Below are 16,432 nucleotides of genomic sequence, written 5' to 3' on the forward strand. Positions count from 1 at the left end.
GCACGCCTCCTGACGCCGCGCCCACCACCGGCTCGATCGGCCGAAACCGGCTGAGCGGCCCGCGCGCCGTCGGCGCCACCCGCCCCCGGGCCGTCGACGCCGGGCCGCACCCGTGGATAGGGTCGGTCCCCATGGCTGGCAGACCGCCGGGCGCACCGCCCCAGACGACTGCGACGAGGCCCGGCGCCGCCCAGGCGTCCGAGCCCGTGACGGCCCGGCTGCGCAAGAGGCTCCGCCGGGTCCGCCGAAGGCTGCGCACGGCCGGTGTCGACTACTTCCGCGGCGGCGCCGCCGACTGGCCGGTGCTCTGCGCGCTGGCCCTGCTCGTCCCGCTGATGATCCTGCTCAACATCTGGATCCCCGACTGGGCCCCGCCCACCGCCCTGGTCCTGCCGATCCTGGCCGGCGCCCTGCTGCTGCGCCCCGGCAGCCTGGTCGTGCTGTACGCGCTGGCCGCACTCGGGCTGTCCGCCGAGTCCGTGATCCACACCGGCCAGCGGGTCGCCAGCGAGAACCCGGCGGCCTACGTCTACGGCGTGACCCCGGGCGCGGCCCTGGTGGTCGGCGCCGCCGGGGTGGGCGGCCTGCTGCTGGCCCAGTTCCGGGCCCGGGTCGGCGTCCCCTGGTGGGGCGGCTCCACCATGCTGTTCGACCTGCGTGAGCGGCTGCGGGTGCAGAGCCGGGTGCCCGAGCTGCCGGCCGGCTGGCACGCGGACATGGCGCTGCGCCCGGCCGGCGGCCAGTCCTTCTCCGGCGACTTCGTGGTGGCCGCCCGCACCGGCCCCGGCCAGCGGCTGCTGGAGGTGGTCCTCGCGGACGTCTCCGGCAAGGGCATGGACGCGGGCTCCCGGGCGCTGCTGCTGTCCGGCGCCTTCGGCGGCCTGGTCGGCTCGCTGCCCGCGCACGACTTCCTGCCCGCCGCCAACGGCTACCTGCTGCGCCAGTCCTGGGAGGAGGGCTTCGCCACCGCCGTCCACCTGGTGCTGGACCTGGACAGCGGCGAGTACGAACTGCTCTCGGCCGGGCACCTGCCCGGCATGCAGCGGCTGGCCGGCGAGGGGCGCTGGGAGATCAAGGAGGCCGAGGGCCCGCTGCTCGGGATCTACGACGGCGCCAAGTTCGACGGCGTGCGCGGCCGGCTCAACCGGGGCGACGTGCTGATGCTGTGCACCGACGGCATGGTCGAGGCGCCCGGCCGGGACCTCACCGAGGGCATGGACCGGCTGATGGGGGAGGCCGACCGGCTGGTCCCCGGCGGCGCCCCGGGCAACGGCGCGGGCGCGGCGGGCGCGCTGATCGAGACGGTGGCCCGGGACATCAACGACGACCGCGCCGTCCTGCTGCTCTGGCGGGACTGACTGTTGTTCGCCCGCTCGCCTCCGGGCCGCTCCGACCCGGTGCCGACGGTCGGCGGGCGCTGCGCCACCTCCTTCGTCGGCGGCTGGGCCCTTCTCGCTTTCGGCACCGGCGCGGCCCTTCGGCTCGGGGCGGTTATTCGCCCGCTCGCCTCCGGGGCGCTTTGACCCGGTGCCGACGGTCGGCGGGCGCTGCGCCACCTCCTACGTCGGCGGCTGGGCCCTTCTCCCTTTCGGCACCGGCGCGGCCCTTCGGCTCGGGGCGGTCATTCGCCCGCTCGCGGGTGGTCGCCCGCTGCTCGCAGCGGCTCGCCCGCGCCCCGCGCTCGTCAGCACATGCCCCTGGCACCTCTGTCAAGCCTGGCAGCTGATCTTCAGCCATATCGGACGCCCCGTCGACTGACCGGATCAGCGGCTTCCGCTCCCCGCTCCCGGGCGTTTCCCGGCCGCTCAGCACCGCCCCGCCGACGATTCGTCAGAACGGCTCCGCTATCGTCCCGGTCGGCGGAAACTCGTCTCGCATCGCAGGATGTCGACGTTGGGCTGACTGTCAGACCTTTACGCAATCGGCACGGTCGACCACACTGAGTCCGGGCGGGACTGTTCAGGATTCGGGGGATTGGGGGCGACACGTGCGGCACGGCAGGCAGCGGTTGGACGCGGGCCCCCTCACCGGCGCTGCGCCGGACGGTCCGCGATTCCGCCTCGGGACCGTCGGACAGGCCGGGGTCCGGCTTCGCAGGTGCCGCCGGGCGGCGGCGCCACGCTATGAAACGAGGAAGTGAGTCCGGGTGGCACTCTCCGTCTCCGCGCTGGTCCTGTTCGCGATCCTGTGCATCATCTTCATCCGGAACAAGCAGCTGAAGATCCCGCACGCGATCGTCGCCGCCCTGTTCGGCTTCATGCTCCACGAGACCACTATGGCGACCTCGATCAACTCCCTGCTGGCCAACCTGGCGCACAGCATCTCCAGCATCACCGGCGGCTGACCGGCCGGGTCGACGGGTGCCCTCCGCCAGGGGCTACCGGCCGGCCCGTCTGGCTTCCCGCCAGCGAGCGAACAGACCCCGGGGGCGGGCCGCCGCCGGGGCCGGGGCACGCACCGGTGCGGGTGCCGCGGCACCCGTCGGCGCGGCCGTGACCGGTGCTGCCCGCTCCGCCGTCAGCAGCACGAACAGCCGCGCCCAGCACAGCCGTTCGCCGCGCGGCCAGTCCAGCGCGCGCAGCGCCGCGGAGGCCGCCTCCGACACCTCGCCGCCCACCCGGACCTCGGCGACGTCGTCGCCCGCCTTCCCGCCCAGGAAGAGCTTCACCCCGACCGGTCCCGCTCCGGTCAACTCCCGGCGCAGCGCCGGTGCCAGCGCCGACAGCACCCGGTGCTCGGCGAGCCAGGCCGCCAGGTGCTCGTTGCCGAAGCCGAACACCGCCGCCGGCCCCTGCACCGCCCGCCAGCCCGGGAGCTCGGGCAGGTCCGGGCGGTCGGCGTGGATCCCGCGCCCGTCCGCCAGTTCGACCAGCACCGAGGCGGTGGTGGTCGCCCACATCTTCACCGCGTTCGCGAGCTTCTCCTCCTCGGTCTTGCCGAGGCCGGCCGCGCAGTCCCACACCACCGGTGCGTCCGCCCGGCCCAGGTGCAGCACGAAGCCGAGGTCCACGTGCCCGGCGCCGTCGTCCCCGGGGTGCTCGCGCACCGCCACCGCCGTGCTGCCCGGACCGCGCACCACCTCGCCGTCCGGATGGAAGTCCTGGCCCAGCCGCGCCATCTCCAGGACCACACAGCGCTGTATGACGGCCAGTCGCTCCTGCGGACGCACCGGGACTCCTCCACCTCGGGAGCGCGGCGCCTGAGGTCGCGCTCGAACTGCGCTCGAACGCCGCCGAGGCTATCGGCCCGACCGCCGTGCGGGAAACCGCGCGGACGCCCCGGTCCTGCGGTCGCGGAAATGTCTGAAATGCCCCACTTTGGGGAGCGGAACCCGAAGGCCGACCGCCCGGAGAAGCCGCATGCCCCGCACCGACACGCCCCCGCCGCCGTACCCGCTCCTGCTCCCCGGGCTGCCGGCCGGCCCGGACGGCTCCGGCCTGGTCGCCGAGATCGAGGCCTACCTCGCCTCGCTGCCCGCCCCCGCGCGCACCCTCGGGCCGTACGTCTGCCGGTACGGCAGCACCCTGCGCCCCTGGCACGCCGGCCACCCGGAGCCCCGGGCCACGCTGCTCGACCGGGCCCTGCGCCGCCCCGCCCGGCCCGTCCCGGTCACCGCCGCGGACCACCTGCGGCTGGCCTCCCGCTACATCGGCGCCCACGGCTGGCTGCAGGGCGCGATGTGGGACGGGGCCGGCCGGGTCTGCCTGCTCGGCGCCCAGGCCGCCGTCCTGGCGTACGGCTACGGCACCCCGGCGACCGTGCGCACCGGCCGGGTCCAGCTGATGGAGGTGCTGCACGCCACCGGCCGCCCGGCGCGCTCCCCGGACGAGTTCAACGACCGCCCCGCCACCCGGGAGGGCGACGTCCACCAGCTGCTCGACCGGGCCGCCGCCCGGGCGGCTCGGCTGGGCCTCTGAACGGCCGCGCGGGGCCCGGGAACGCCGACGGCCCCGGTGCGCTGGGCGCACCGGGGCCGGGCCGGAAGAGCGGGTGACGAGAATCGAACTCGCGTGACTAGTTTGGAAGACTAGGGCTCTACCATTGAGCTACACCCGCGCGAAGCCGCCAGCCGTTGCCGGCCGGAAGTTCGGGAGACAGCGTACCTGGTCCGGCCCCTTCCGTGCACACCGCGTTCCCCGCGCACCCCCTTCCGCCGTGCTCCGGTCGCGCCCCGAATAAGTCGACGAGCCGTACAGGCCCGGCGTGTACGCTTCCTCTCGGCACCACGGGGTGTGGCGCAGTTTGGTAGCGCGTCCGCTTTGGGAGCGGAAGGCCGTCGGTTCGAATCCGGCCACCCCGACAGTGCGGCAGGGTCTCGCCCACCGGGGCGGGGCCCTGTTCTGTTCGGGCGGTACGGTGGCGCCTGGCGTCCGCCTTTCGTGGTACCGGTAGGATGGGGCGCTGGCGGTAGTCCCTGTGGCGTCAACCCAGGTCAACCGCACGAGGGCGAGGAGTCAAGCTCACCGTCCACCCACACGGGAGATGCAGCTCCAACCGCCCATCGCCCGTCTCGTCCGACCCACTCGTTCCGGCTCCGGCCGGGCGTGCGGGGCGGGCGGAGACAACCTGACCGCAAGCCATAGGAGACCAAACCGTGAAGAGCGCCGTCGAGACTCTGAACCCGACCCGGGTTCGACTCACCGTCGAGGTGCCCTTCGAGGAGCTCAAGCCCAGCCTCGACGCGGCGTACAAGAAGATCAACCAGCAGGTCACGGTTCCGGGCTTCCGTAAGGGCAAGATCCCGGCTCGCGTCATCGACCAGCGTTTCGGCCGTGGTGCCGTGCTGGAAGAGGCCGTCAACGACGCCCTGCCGCGCTTCTACACGCAGGCCGTCGACGAGGGCAAGATCGAGGTTCTCGGGCAGCCCGACATCACCAACATCGAGGGTGTCGAGACGATCGCCGATGGTGGCGACCTGAAGTTCACCGCCGAGGTGGACATCCGTCCCGAGGTCACCCTGCCGGAGTTCAGCTCCATCGAGGTGACCGTCGACCCGATCGCCGTCTCCGACGAGGACATCGAGAAGTCGCTGGAGCAGCTGCGCGAGCGCTTCTCCTCGGTCAAGGACGTCGAGCGCGCCGCGGCCGCCGGCGACATCGTGGTCGTCGACCTGATCGCCAAGGTCGACGGTGAGGTGCCGGACGACGGCACCGCCAGCGGCGTCAGCTACGAGATCGGCTCGGGCCGCCTCATCGACGGCATCGACGAGGCCGTGACCGGCCTGTCCGCCGGCGACGAGAAGACCTTCGAGACCGAGCTCAAGGGTGGCACCCAGGCCGGCAAGACCTCCGAGGTCACCGTCACCGTCACGGCCGTCCAGGAGAAGGAGCTGCCGGAGCTGGACGACGAGTTCGCCCAGCTGGCCAGCGAGTTCGACACCCTGGAGGACCTGCGTGCCGACTCCCGCAAGCGCCTGGAGCGCATGAAGGAGTACGACCAGGCCACCCAGGCCCAGGAGAAGGTCCTCGACGCCCTGCTCGCGCTGGTTGAGATCGAGTACCCCGAGAAGCTCCTGAAGGACGAGATCGAGACCCGCAAGCACAACGTCGAGCACCACCAGCTCGAGCCGATGGGCCTGGACCTCGACGCCTACCTGGAGACCCAGGGCAAGACCCGCGAGGAGTGGGACGCGGAGATCGAGGAGCAGGCGAAGAAGGGCATCAAGACCCAGTTCGTCCTGGACCAGATCGTCGCCAACGAGGAGCTGGGTGTTAACCAGGAGGAGCTCACCGAGCACCTCATCCGCCGCGCTGCCGGTTCGGGCCTGACCCCGGACCAGTTCGCCCAGCAGGTCGTCCAGGGCGGCCAGGTTCCGCTGCTGGTCGGCGAGGTCGCCCGCGGCAAGGCGCTGGCCACCGTGGTCGAGGCCGCCAAGGTCGTCGACACCGAGGGCAACGAGATCAACTTCGACGACGAGGACGAGACGGCCGAGACCGTCGAGGCCGCCGCCGAGGACAAGGCCGAGGAGAGCACCGAGGCCTGAGTGCCCCGGTAGCCCCCTGAGGCGCAGCAGCGGGCCCGGACGCCGTACGGTGTCCGGGCCCGCTGTCGTCCCCCCGCACGCGCCCCGCGACCCTGCGCTCACAGCGAACAGTTCTGCGTGAGGGATTCTGTGGCCGGGCCTGCGCGTTAGGGTCCTTGGACAGCAACAATCACAACGTGATACCCGGAAGCTGTGCGACACCGTGAAGGCCGTCGAGCGGCCCTCCAAATCGACTGAGCAGGTGGCTAAGTGACGTTCCCGCAGATGCAGATGCCTGGCCCGATGGCGCCGCACGCCGCCGCTGGTGACGTGCTCGGCGGCCTTGGCGACCAGGTCTACAACCGGCTGCTGGGCGAGCGGATCATCTTCCTCGGCCAGCAGGTCGACGATGACATCGCCAACAAGATCACCGCGCAGCTGCTGCTGCTGGCCGCGGACCCGGACAAGGACATCTTCCTCTACATCAACTCCCCGGGCGGCTCGATCTCGGCGGGCATGGCGATCTACGACACCATGCAGTACATCAAGAACGACGTCGTCACCATCGCGATGGGCATGGCCGCCTCGATGGGCCAGTTCCTGCTGACCGCCGGCGCCAAGGGCAAGCGCTTCTCGCTGCCGAACGCCAACATCCTGATGCACCAGCCCTCCGCGGGCCTCGGCGGCTCCGCCACCGACATCCGCATCCAGGCCGAGCAGCTGCTCCGCACCAAGAAGCGGATGTCCGAGCTGATCGCCTTCCACAGCGGCCAGTCCTTCGAGCAGATCACCCGGGACTCCGACCGCGACCGCTGGTTCACCCCGGAGGAGGCCCTGGAGTACGGCCTCATCGACGCGATCATGCACAGCGCCGCGGACGTCCCCGGCGGCGGCGGCACGGGCGCCTGAGCCTCGGCCCGGCCCACGAGACCACAGCCACAACGCCCCGGAGGACAAGAACCCCCATGAACATCCCCAGCCTGTCGGCCGCCGAGGCCCGCGTCGAGGACATGCGCGCCGAGGGCCGCTACATCGTCCCGCGCTTCGTCGAGCGCACCACGCAGGGCATCCGTGAGTACGACCCGTACGCCAAGCTGTTCGAGGAGCGCATCATCTTCCTCGGCTCGCAGGTCGACGACGTCTCGGCGAACGACATCATGGCGCAGCTGCTGTGCCTGGAGTCGATGGACCCGGACCGCGAGATCCAGATGTACATCAACTCGCCCGGCGGCTCGTTCACGGCCCTGACGGCCATCTACGACACCATGCAGTACGTCAAGCCGGACATCACCACGGTCTGCATGGGCCAGGCGGCTTCCGCCGCGGCCGTGCTGCTCGCCGCCGGCACCCCCGGCAAGCGGATGGCGCTGCCGAACGCCCGCATCCTGATCCACCAGCCGTACACCGAGACCGGCCGCGGCCAGGTGTCCGACCTGGAGATCCAGGCCAAGGAGATCTTCCGGATGCGTGAGCAGCTGGAGCAGATGCTCTCCAAGCACTCCAACAAGTCGGTGGAGCAGGTGCGCGAGGACATCGAGCGCGACAAGATCCTGACCGCCGAGGAGGCCGCCGAGTACGGCCTGGTCGACCAGATCATCTCCACCCGCAAGACCTCGCTGACCTCCTGAGGACGGCACCGTCGGGGCGGGGCGCGCGCCCGGTCGCGCGCCCCGCCCCGACTCGTCGGCGGGCGCTGTCACGGCATCTGTTCGGTATCAATTCGCCCAGGGCGTAGGGCAGACCCGGCGAAGAGGACGGAATCACGGGCCCGGCAGAGTACCGTCGGATAGCGAGACCGAGCGCCGTCGGCGCGGACGGTCCACAGCACCAGGCCCCGGAACCCCTGCGGGGCCCCTGGCGAAGGGGAAGCACCTCGTGGCACGCATCGGAGACGGTGGCGACCTGCTCAAGTGCTCGTTCTGCGGCAAGTCGCAGAAGCAGGTGAAGAAGCTGATCGCCGGCCCAGGCGTGTACATCTGCGACGAGTGCATCGACCTGTGCAACGAGATCATCGAGGAGGAACTCGCCGAGACCTCCGAGGTCCGCTTCGAGGAGCTCCCGAAGCCGCGCGAGATCTACGAGTTCCTGGACCAGTACGTGGTCGGCCAGGACCTCGCCAAGAAGGCGCTGTCGGTGGCCGTCTACAACCACTACAAGCGCGTCCAGGCGGGCGAGGCCGGTCGTAGCGGCGGCAACGGCCGCGAGGACGCGATCGAGCTGGCCAAGTCGAACATCCTGCTGCTGGGCCCCACCGGCTCCGGCAAGACCCTGCTGGCGCAGACCCTGGCCCGGATGCTGAACGTGCCCTTCGCGATCGCGGACGCCACCGCGCTGACCGAGGCCGGCTACGTCGGCGAGGACGTCGAGAACATCCTGCTCAAGCTGATCCAGGCGGCCGACTACGACGTCAAGAAGGCCGAGACCGGGATCATCTACATCGACGAGATCGACAAGGTCGCGCGCAAGAGCGAGAACCCGTCGATCACCCGTGACGTCTCCGGCGAGGGCGTGCAGCAGGCGCTGCTGAAGATCCTGGAGGGCACCACCGCCTCGGTGCCGCCGCAGGGCGGGCGCAAGCACCCGCACCAGGAGTTCATCCAGATCGACACCACCAACGTGCTGTTCATCGTCGGCGGCGCGTTCGCCGGCCTGGAGCGGATCATCGAGGGCCGCGCGGGTGCCAAGGGCATCGGCTTCGGCGCCAACATCCGCTCCAAGCGCGAGTCGGACGCCAGCGACCACTTCCGCCAGGTGATGCCCGAGGACCTGGTGAAGTTCGGCATGATCCCCGAGTTCATCGGCCGCCTGCCGGTGATCACCAGCGTGCACAACCTCGACCGCGAGGCGCTGCTGCAGATCCTCACCGAGCCGAAGAACGCGCTGGTGAAGCAGTACCGCAAGCTCTTCGAACTGGACGGCGTGGAGCTGGAGTTCTCCCGGGACGCGCTGGAGGCGATCGCCGACCAGGCGATCCTGCGCGGCACCGGCGCGCGCGGTCTGCGGGCCATCATGGAGGAGGTGCTGATGTCCGTGATGTACGAGGTGCCCTCGCGTCAGGACGTCGCCCGCGTGGTGGTCACCGGGGACGTCGTCTCCAAGCACGCCATCCCGACCCTCGTCCCGCGCGACATGATCAAGCGCGAGCGTCGCGAGAAGAGCGCCTGACCCGACGGCGGTTACCGAGGACGTACGAAAGGGGCCCCGCACCGGATCGGTGCGGGGCCCCTTCGTGTCGGCGGACCGGACGGCCCTGCCGCGCGACCTACTTGGCGACCTCGGCCACCGCGCGCAGGTCGCGGGTGTCGGAGGCGAGCTTGTCCAGGTCGGGCTGGCCGCCGCCGTCGCCCGGCATCTGCATCACGATGACCAGGCTGCTGCTGTCGGCCCAGGCGCACATGCCGACCTTGCTGTCGCTCTCGGTCATCACGCCGCACTCCATGGTGCCGCCCTTGGGGCCCGCGTCCACCGTGTGCCGGTCGGTGACCGTGGCGCCGCCCTTGCCGCCGACCCCGTTGAAGGCCTGGTCCAGCTCCTGCTTGGGCAGCAGGACCTTGCCGTAGGCCCCGGCGACGAGTATCTGCGGGTCCGACTGGGCGTTCTGGTACATCCCGGCCACGCCGGTCGGCTTCCAGTTGCCGTCACCCTGACCGAGGCTGTCGGTCATCGCCTTCTCCATGGCGGAGGTGACCTCGCTGTCGTCGTTGCGACTGAGGTCCTTGAAGGTGGCCGGCAGGACGATCTTCTGGGTGCCCGCGTTGCTGGTCGCGTTCCAGACGAAGTACGCCAGCGTGCCGCCGCCCAGCAGGATGACGGCGGCGACGGTCCCGAGCACGATCCACAGCGTCCGGCGCGACTTGCGCGGCGGCGGCACCGGCGCGTACCCGCCGTAGCCCGGGTAGCCCGCGGCCTCCGGTCCGGCGGGCGCGGGGTAGCCGGGCGGCGGGGTCTGCGGGGGGACACCGTCGTAGCCGGGGGCGGCCGGCGGCGGCGTCGCCGGGTACCCGGGCTGCGGCGGTTGCCCGTACGGGTTCTGATCGGACATGCGAGGCCCTTTCTGGGACGTCACGCGTGGATGCCGCCGGATGCTCCGGCGGTGGGGTGGTGCGGCAGGAGGCCCCGGGCGTGCGCCCGGACTACTTGGCGACCTTCATGGCGTCGCGGATGGCGCGGGTCTTCTCCGCCGCCTGGTCCGGGGTGACGCCCTGGCCGGTGTCGCCGCCGGTGGTGCTCAGGCTGAGGTGGGTGAAGGTGACCCGGCCGAAGGTGGACTTGTCGGCCCACACGCAGACCGTCGGGCCGGGCTTGCCGGCGATGACGCTGGCCACGCCGCAGCTGAGCTTGCCCGCGGAGGCGTGGCTGTCCTTCGCCGGGTAGTCGGTCATCGGCGTGGTCCAGGTGAGCCCGCCGCTGTCCTTCTTGCTGTCCGAGACGATCTGGTCCGGGTCGTTGATGTCCCCGTAGACGCCGATGACCGACAGCGAGTCCATGTTCTTGACGTCGGTGCCCTTGCCGTAGCTGGCCACCAGCGCGTGCAGGTCCTTGCCGAGCTTCGCGACGTCGGGCTTGCTCATGTCGGCGGCCTCGTCCTTCGCCGACTTCTGGACGTAGCCGTCCAGCAGCGTCTGCGGGGCGGTGAGCTTGTACTGGCCGCCGGCGTCGCTGCCGCCGCCGAGGAACTTCCAGGCGGCGAAACCGCCGCCGCCGAGCACCAGGGCGCCGATGACCAGGCCGATCACCAGTCCGCCCTTGCCCTTCCGCGGCGGGGCCGGGTAGCCGGGCTGGCCGTACGGGCCCTGCGGCGGCGCGCCGTACTGGGGCTGCGGGGCTCCGTAGGGCTGCTGCTGGGGCGGGTACCCGTACTGCGGCTGCGGCGCGCCGTAGGGCTGCTGCGGCGGCTGCCCGCCGTAGGGCGGCTGGCCCCCGTAGGGCTGTCCCTGCGGATACGGCTGACCCTGCGGATACTGCTGTCCCTGGCCGTACATCTGTCCTCGTGCTCCCCCGCCGCACCCGCGGCCGATCTTGGTTTGGCTGGCTCCGTACACGTCCGGTCACCCGGACGAGTGCCCGGGCACGCTACCGCACGCCGCACGTCGTGGGAGCGTCCGGACGGGCCGAGCCCGCGGACCGAAAGCGGTTCGTGACCAGCGCCCCCGGTTACGTAAACTGTGCGTCGTGACCGACACGACGAACCAGCACCCCGTGAGCACCTTTGCCGGGGACGATGCGGCAACCCTCCCGACGACCTACACCCCCGCGGACGTAGAGGGCGAGCTGTACGAGCGCTGGGTGGACCGCGGGTACTTCACCGCGGACGCGACGAGCGACAAGCCCGCGTACACGATCGTCATCCCCCCGCCGAACGTCACCGGTGCCCTGCACCTGGGGCACGCCTTCCAGCACACGCTGATGGACGCCCTGACCCGCCGCAAGCGCATGCAGGGCTTCGAGACGCTCTGGCTGCCCGGCATGGACCACGCCGGCATCGCGACCCAGAACAAGGTCGAGCAGCAGCTCGCCGAGTCCGGCCTCTCCCGCCACGACCTGGGCCGCGAGGCCTTCGTCGAGAAGGTCTGGGACTGGAAGAAGAGCTACGGCGGCCGCATCCTCGGCCAGATGCGCCGCCTCGGCGACGGCGTGGACTGGTCCCGCGAGCGCTTCACCATGGACGAGGGCCTGTCCCAGGCCGTCCAGACCATCTTCAAGCGGCTGTTCGACGACGGCCTGATCTACCGCGCCGAGCGCATCATCAACTGGTGCCCGCGCTGCCTCACCGCGCTGTCCGACATCGAGGTGGAGCACGAGGAGACGCCGGGCGAGCTGGTCTCGATCCGCTACGGCGAGGGCGCGGACTCGATCGTCGTCGCCACCACCCGGGCCGAGACGATGCTGGGCGACACCGCCGTGGCCGTCCACCCGGACGACGAGCGGTACCGGCACCTGGTCGGCCGGACCATCAAGCTGCCGCTGACCGACCGGGAGATCCCGGTCGTCGCGGACGAGCACGTCGACCCGGAGTTCGGCACCGGCGCCGTCAAGGTGACGCCCGCGCACGACCCCAACGACTTCGCCATCGGCCAGCGCCACGGCCTGCCGAACCTGACCGTGATGGACGAGCGCGGCGCGATCACCGTGCACGGCCCCTTCCTCGGCCTGGACCGGATGGAGGCCCGCTCGGCCGTCGTCGGCGCACTGCGCGAGCAGGGCCGGATCGTCGCCGAGAAGCGCCCGTACATGCACGCCGTCGGCCACTGCTCGCGCTGCCACACGGTGGTCGAGCCGCGGCTGTCGCTGCAGTGGTGGGTCAAGGTCGAGCCGCTGGCCAAGGCTGCCGGCGACGCCGTCCGCGACGGCAAGGTGGAGATCCACCCGAAGGAGCTGGAGCGCCGCTACTTCGACTGGGTCGACAACATGTACGACTGGTGCATCTCGCGCCAGCTCTGGTGGGGCCACCGGATCCCGGTCTGGTACGGCCCCGACGGCGAGGTCGTCTGCGTCGGACCGGACGAGCAGCCGCCGACCGGCGAGGGCTGGGTCCAGGACCCGGACGTCCTGGACACCTGGTTCTCCTCCGGCCTGTGGCCGTTCTCCACGCTCGGCTGGCCGGAGAAGACCGCCGACCTGGAGAAGTTCTACCCGACCGACGTCCTGGTGACGGGCCACGACATCATCTTCTTCTGGGTCGCCCGGATGATGATGTTCGGCCTGTACGCGATGGACGGCGAGGCGCCGTTCAAGACCGTCGCGCTGACCGGTCTGGTGCGCGACGAGTTCGGCAAGAAGATGTCGAAGTCCTCCGGCACCGCCGTGGACCCGCTGGACTGGATGGACGCCTACGGCGCCGACGCCGTCCGCTTCACCCTGGCCCGCGGCGCCAACCCGGGCGCCGACGTGCCGATCGGCGAGGACTGGGTCAAGGGCTCGCGCAACTTCTGCAACAAGATCTGGAACGCCACCCGCTTCGCGCTGATGAACGGCGCCACCGTCGAGGGCCCGCTGCCCGCGCCGGAGGAGCTGACCGCGGTCGACCGCTGGATCCTGGCGCGGCTGAACGCCACCGTCGCCGAGGTGGACGCGCTGTACGACGACTACGAGTTCGCCAAGGTCTCGGACGCGCTGTACCACTTCGCCTGGGACGAGGTCTTCGACTGGTACGTCGAGCTCTCCAAGACCACCCTGGCCAAGGGCGGCGCCCAGGCCGACGCCTCGCGCCGGGTGCTCGGCGAGGTCCTGGACGTCACCCTGCGGCTGCTCCACCCGGTCGTCCCGTTCGTCACCGAGGCGCTCTGGACGGCGCTCACCGGCGCCGAGTCGCTGGTCGTCACCGAGTGGCCGAAGGACAGCGGCTACCGCGACGCGGCCGCCGAGTCGGAGATCGCCACGCTGCAGCAGGTGGTCACCGAGGTCCGCCGGTTCCGCTCGGACCAGGGCCTGCAGCCCGCCCAGCGCGTCCCGGCCCAGCTGGAGCTGGCCGGCACCGTGCTGGCCGTCCACGAGGACGCCATCCGCTCGCTGCTGCGGCTGACCGTGCCGGACGAGGGCTTCGCGGCTACCGCCTCGCTGCCGGTGGCCGGCGCCACCGTCGCACTGGACCTCTCCGGCACCATCGACGTCGCGGCGGAGCGCAAGCGCCTCGCCAAGGACCTCGCGGCCGCCGAGAAGGAGAAGGCCCAGACCACCGCCAAGCTCGGCAACGAGGCCTTCCTGGCCAAGGCGCCGGACGAGGTGGTCGCCAAGATCCGCGGTCGCCAGGAGGCCGCCGAGGCCGACATCGCCCGGATCACCGCCCAGCTCGCGGCGCTGCCGCAGGGCTGAGCCCGGATCGCCCCAGGAGGGGCCGCACCCCGCGACGCGCGGAGTGCGGCCCCTCGGCGTTTCCCGGCCCGCCGGCCCCTTCGGCCCCGTCGGCCCCTTCGGCCAATAGGGAAGCCGCTACGCCTAATAGAGCAGCAACATTGCTCCCTTCCGGCGAATATTCATCCCGGACCGGGTGAGGTCCTATTCCGAGCGAATTGATTCCGGTCTTGCCCGCGCGCGTTCGCGGAAGTTTCCAGGTCGGATGTGTACGGTGTGCACGGAGTTTCCGAAGCTGTTTCTGCTGAGCGTTCCTGCTGAGCGACGGACGGGAGGGCACGGCGTGGTGGTGACCGAGGAGTTGGCCCAGGAACTGCCTGCCGAGGCGGTCGAGGAGGCCAAGGCCAGGGCGGCGACGCTGCTGCTCGCCTTCCGGCACGGAAACCAGCTCGCGTTCGACCACGAGCTGGATCTGCTGCTCGCGGAGAACGCCGAGCGGGAGGTGACCACCCTGCTCACCTGGATCGCTGCCGAGGCCGTCCGCAAGGCGTACGCCGCCGAGGTCGGCGACCGGGTGCTGCGGGCGATGGCCCGGCGGGCCCCGGAGGACACCGCCGCCGTCGAGGTGGACGAGGAGACCGCGAACGCCGCCCAGCTGATCGAGGCGGTCGCGGACGGCCGGGTGGCCGAGGTCCGCGGCCTGGTCGCGGCGACGGCGGACACCACCTACCTGCTCGGTGGTCTGCTGCAGGGCGTGGCGATGATGCTGCCGCTGCTGCCCGAGGGCGAACTGGCCGAGATCATCGCCGAGTTGCGCCGCCGGCACGGCGGGGCCGTGCACCTCCCGGAGGCCCGGGCCGGGGTCTGACGACCCGGCCCGGAGCCCGTCCGGTCACGGCATGGCGTGCAGGTGGCCGCCGATGGTGCCGGCGACGGGGTTGCCCGCCCGGGCGTCCCAGTTGGTCGACCAGGTCATCGCCCCGCCGATGCCGGGCCACCTGGCGTCCGGCTGGTAGCTGCCGCAGTGGGTGCCGGAGGCCAGGCAGTCCAGCGCGTTGTTCACCGTGGCCGGGTCGACGTAGCCGCCGCCCGCCGCGCTGGTGGAGGCCGGCACCCCGAGGCCCACCTGGTCGGGCCGCAGCCCGCCCTTGAGTTGGATGCAGGCCAGCCCGGTGAGGAAGTTCTCGGTGCCCTGCGAGTAGACGTTGCCGTCGCAGCCGTTCATCGTGCCGGAGTTGTAGTACTGCATGTTGACGATGGTGAGGATGTCCTTCACAGCCAGCGCCAGCTTGAAGTACTCCGTGCCGGTGGACTGCATGTCGATGGTCTGGGGCGCCATGGTGAGGGTGAATCCGCTGCCGGCCCTCGCCGCCAGGGAATGCAGTGCCTGGCCTAGGTACGTGGAGCTGACGCCGTTCTCCAGGTCGATGTCGATCCCGTCGAAGCCGTAGCTCCGCATCAGCGCCCAGGCGGTGTCGGCGAAGGTGGCGGCGGAGGCCGAGTCGCCCACCCAGACCGTGCCGTTCTGGCCGCCGATGGAGAGCACCACCCGCTTCCCGGCCGCCCGCTTGGCCGCGATGTCGGCCTTGAACTGGGCGTCGGTGTAGCCGCCGAGCTTGGCGGACAGCGCGGGGTCGAGGGTGAAGCCCAGGCCGCCGCGGGTGGCGGTGGCGTCGGCGAAGGAGACCGCGATGATGTCGTAGGCGTCCGGGACGTCGCTGATCCGCTGCACGGTGGCGCCGTTGTCGAAGTCCTGCCAGTAGCCGGTGAGGACGTGCTTGGGCAGGCCGGGCGGCCGGCCGGTGGGCGTGCTGGTGGGCGTGCCGGTCGGGCCGGTGCTGCCGCTGCCGGTGGGGGAGGGGCTGCCGGTGGCCGTCGGGCCGGGGCTCGGGGAGGCCGGGCCGGTCGGGCTCGGCGAGGGCTGCGGCCCGCCGGGCCCGAGCAGTGCGACGTCGTCGGCGAGGAAGGGCGGCTGCCCGTACCAGCCGTGCAGGTAGACCGTGACGCTGGTGGTGTTCGGGCCGGTGGTGAAGCCGGTGCCGAGCTGGGCCCAGCCCGCCGAGCTGGTCCAGGTGCTCGGGTCGGTGCCGCCGGTGCCGCGCGCGCCCAGGTAGACGTACGAGCCCTGCACCCAGGCGCTCAGCGTGTACGTGGAGGAGGGCAGCACGGCGACGGTCTGGGTGCACTCGCCGGTGTCGCCCGCGCCCGGGGTGGACTGCAGGGCGTACCGGCCGGAGTGCGCGGTGGCGCTCTGGACGCCGGCCTCGCCGCAGGTCCAGCCGGTGAGGCTGCCGGTCTCGAAGCCGCCGTTGGTGATCAGGTCGGTGCCGGCGGCGTGCGCGCCGGTGCCGTCGGCCAGGATGAGCCCGCCGAGGCCGAGGACGACGGCGCTCGCTCCGGCGAGCAGGGAGTGGACGGCGCGCGGGCGCCGGTGTCGGGCAGGTGGCATGACTCCATCTCCAGTGGGGGAGGCCCGGCGGCCCTGGGTGGGGGCAGTGCCGTCCGGGGTGTCGATGGTGCGCGTGCGGGAGCTACCGACAACTCAAGTCCCTGTCGGGAAAGGAGACTTGCCTCACAAGGTGGAGTAGACCAATCCGGCTGTCAAGAGGCCCTACGCGGCCAGCGGCACCGCCTCGGCCGTGCCCTGCCCGGCCGCCGCGCCGGCCAGTGCGGCGGTCA

13 protein-coding genes and 2 tRNA genes are annotated in these 16,432 nt (G+C 71.7%); 10 read left to right on the forward strand and 5 right to left on the reverse strand.

The genetic code is table 11. From position 1 onward, the window contains the following. The first annotated feature begins 131 nt into the window (after positions 1 to 131). Together BG452_RS14945 and BG452_RS14950 are read left to right on the forward strand one after the other, a co-directional pair. A complete protein-coding gene (locus BG452_RS14945) occupies positions 132 to 1,358 on the forward strand; it encodes a PP2C family protein-serine/threonine phosphatase (protein WP_188304779.1) in 1,227 nt (408 codons plus the stop codon). 788 nt (positions 1,359 to 2,146) lie between these two features. Then, entirely contained in the window at positions 2,147 to 2,344 is a 198-nt protein-coding gene (locus BG452_RS14950; protein ID WP_188304780.1) for a hypothetical protein, read from the forward strand. Between the two features lie 33 nt (positions 2,345 to 2,377). Here BG452_RS14950 and BG452_RS14955 read toward each other — a convergent pair whose 3' ends face one another. Further along, the gene (locus BG452_RS14955) at positions 2,378 to 3,169 is read right to left on the reverse strand and encodes a DUF6348 family protein (RefSeq protein WP_188304781.1); all 792 of its coding nucleotides are present in this window, start codon (positions 3,167 to 3,169) and stop codon (positions 2,378 to 2,380) included. A gap of 190 nt (positions 3,170 to 3,359) precedes the next feature. Here BG452_RS14955 and BG452_RS14960 point away from each other — a divergent pair, with 190 nt between their 5' ends. Continuing rightward, positions 3,360 to 3,917: a hypothetical protein gene (locus BG452_RS14960; protein ID WP_188304782.1), complete on the forward strand. Its 558-nt coding sequence runs from the start codon at positions 3,360 to 3,362 to the stop codon at positions 3,915 to 3,917. A 68-nt stretch (positions 3,918 to 3,985) separates the two neighbouring features. On the opposite strand, the gene BG452_RS14965 is transcribed toward BG452_RS14960, so the two are convergent. Further along, positions 3,986 to 4,056 (reverse strand) — tRNA-Gly (locus tag BG452_RS14965). Positions 4,057 to 4,226: 170 nt separating this feature from the next. Here BG452_RS14965 and BG452_RS14970 point away from each other — a divergent pair. The 5 genes from BG452_RS14970 to clpX all read left to right on the forward strand — a co-directional run bounded on the left by BG452_RS14970 (position 4,227) and on the right by clpX (position 9,127). Beyond that, positions 4,227 to 4,300 (forward strand) — tRNA-Pro (locus BG452_RS14970). Positions 4,301 to 4,594: 294 nt separating this feature from the next. Continuing rightward, positions 4,595 to 5,983 (forward strand): trigger factor, encoded by a 1,389-nt coding sequence (gene tig / locus BG452_RS14975; protein WP_188304783.1) that lies wholly within the window; start codon positions 4,595 to 4,597, stop codon positions 5,981 to 5,983. A 270-nt stretch (positions 5,984 to 6,253) separates the two neighbouring features. Then, positions 6,254 to 6,871 (forward strand): ATP-dependent Clp protease proteolytic subunit, encoded by a 618-nt coding sequence (locus tag BG452_RS14980; protein ID WP_380613737.1) that lies wholly within the window; start codon positions 6,254 to 6,256, stop codon positions 6,869 to 6,871. Between the two features lie 56 nt (positions 6,872 to 6,927). Then, entirely contained in the window at positions 6,928 to 7,590 is a 663-nt protein-coding gene (locus BG452_RS14985; protein WP_188304784.1) for an ATP-dependent Clp protease proteolytic subunit, read from the forward strand. A gap of 247 nt (positions 7,591 to 7,837) precedes the next feature. Then, on the forward strand, positions 7,838 to 9,127 hold the full coding sequence (gene clpX, locus BG452_RS14990; RefSeq protein ID WP_063347569.1) for an ATP-dependent Clp protease ATP-binding subunit ClpX: 1,290 nt from the start codon (positions 7,838 to 7,840) through the stop codon (positions 9,125 to 9,127). Between the two features lie 97 nt (positions 9,128 to 9,224). Here clpX and BG452_RS14995 read toward each other — a convergent pair whose 3' ends face one another. Together BG452_RS14995 and BG452_RS15000 are read right to left on the reverse strand one after the other, a co-directional pair. After that, a complete protein-coding gene (locus BG452_RS14995) occupies positions 9,225 to 10,004 on the reverse strand; it encodes a hypothetical protein (RefSeq protein WP_188304785.1) in 780 nt (259 codons plus the stop codon). 91 nt (positions 10,005 to 10,095) lie between these two features. After that, the gene (locus tag BG452_RS15000; protein WP_188304786.1) at positions 10,096 to 10,944 is read right to left on the reverse strand and encodes a hypothetical protein; all 849 of its coding nucleotides are present in this window, start codon (positions 10,942 to 10,944) and stop codon (positions 10,096 to 10,098) included. 190 nt (positions 10,945 to 11,134) lie between these two features. Between BG452_RS15000 and BG452_RS15005 the strand changes: the two genes are divergently transcribed. Next, entirely contained in the window at positions 11,135 to 13,774 is a 2,640-nt protein-coding gene (locus BG452_RS15005) for a valine--tRNA ligase (protein ID WP_188304787.1), read from the forward strand. A 322-nt stretch (positions 13,775 to 14,096) separates the two neighbouring features. Then, positions 14,097 to 14,621, forward strand: a complete 525-nt coding sequence (locus tag BG452_RS15010; RefSeq protein WP_188304788.1) for a hypothetical protein — start codon at positions 14,097 to 14,099, stop codon at positions 14,619 to 14,621. Between the two features lie 24 nt (positions 14,622 to 14,645). Here the strand turns inward: BG452_RS15010 and BG452_RS15015 are convergent, their stop codons facing one another. Continuing rightward, positions 14,646 to 16,202: a chitinase gene (locus tag BG452_RS15015; protein WP_188304789.1), complete on the reverse strand. Its 1,557-nt coding sequence runs from the start codon at positions 16,200 to 16,202 to the stop codon at positions 14,646 to 14,648. Positions 16,203 to 16,432 lie beyond the last annotated feature (230 nt).

Origin of the sequence: Streptomyces sp. CBMA123 (genome assembly GCF_014596465.1) — a bacterium.
GTDB lineage: Bacteria > Actinomycetota > Actinomycetes > Streptomycetales > Streptomycetaceae > Kitasatospora.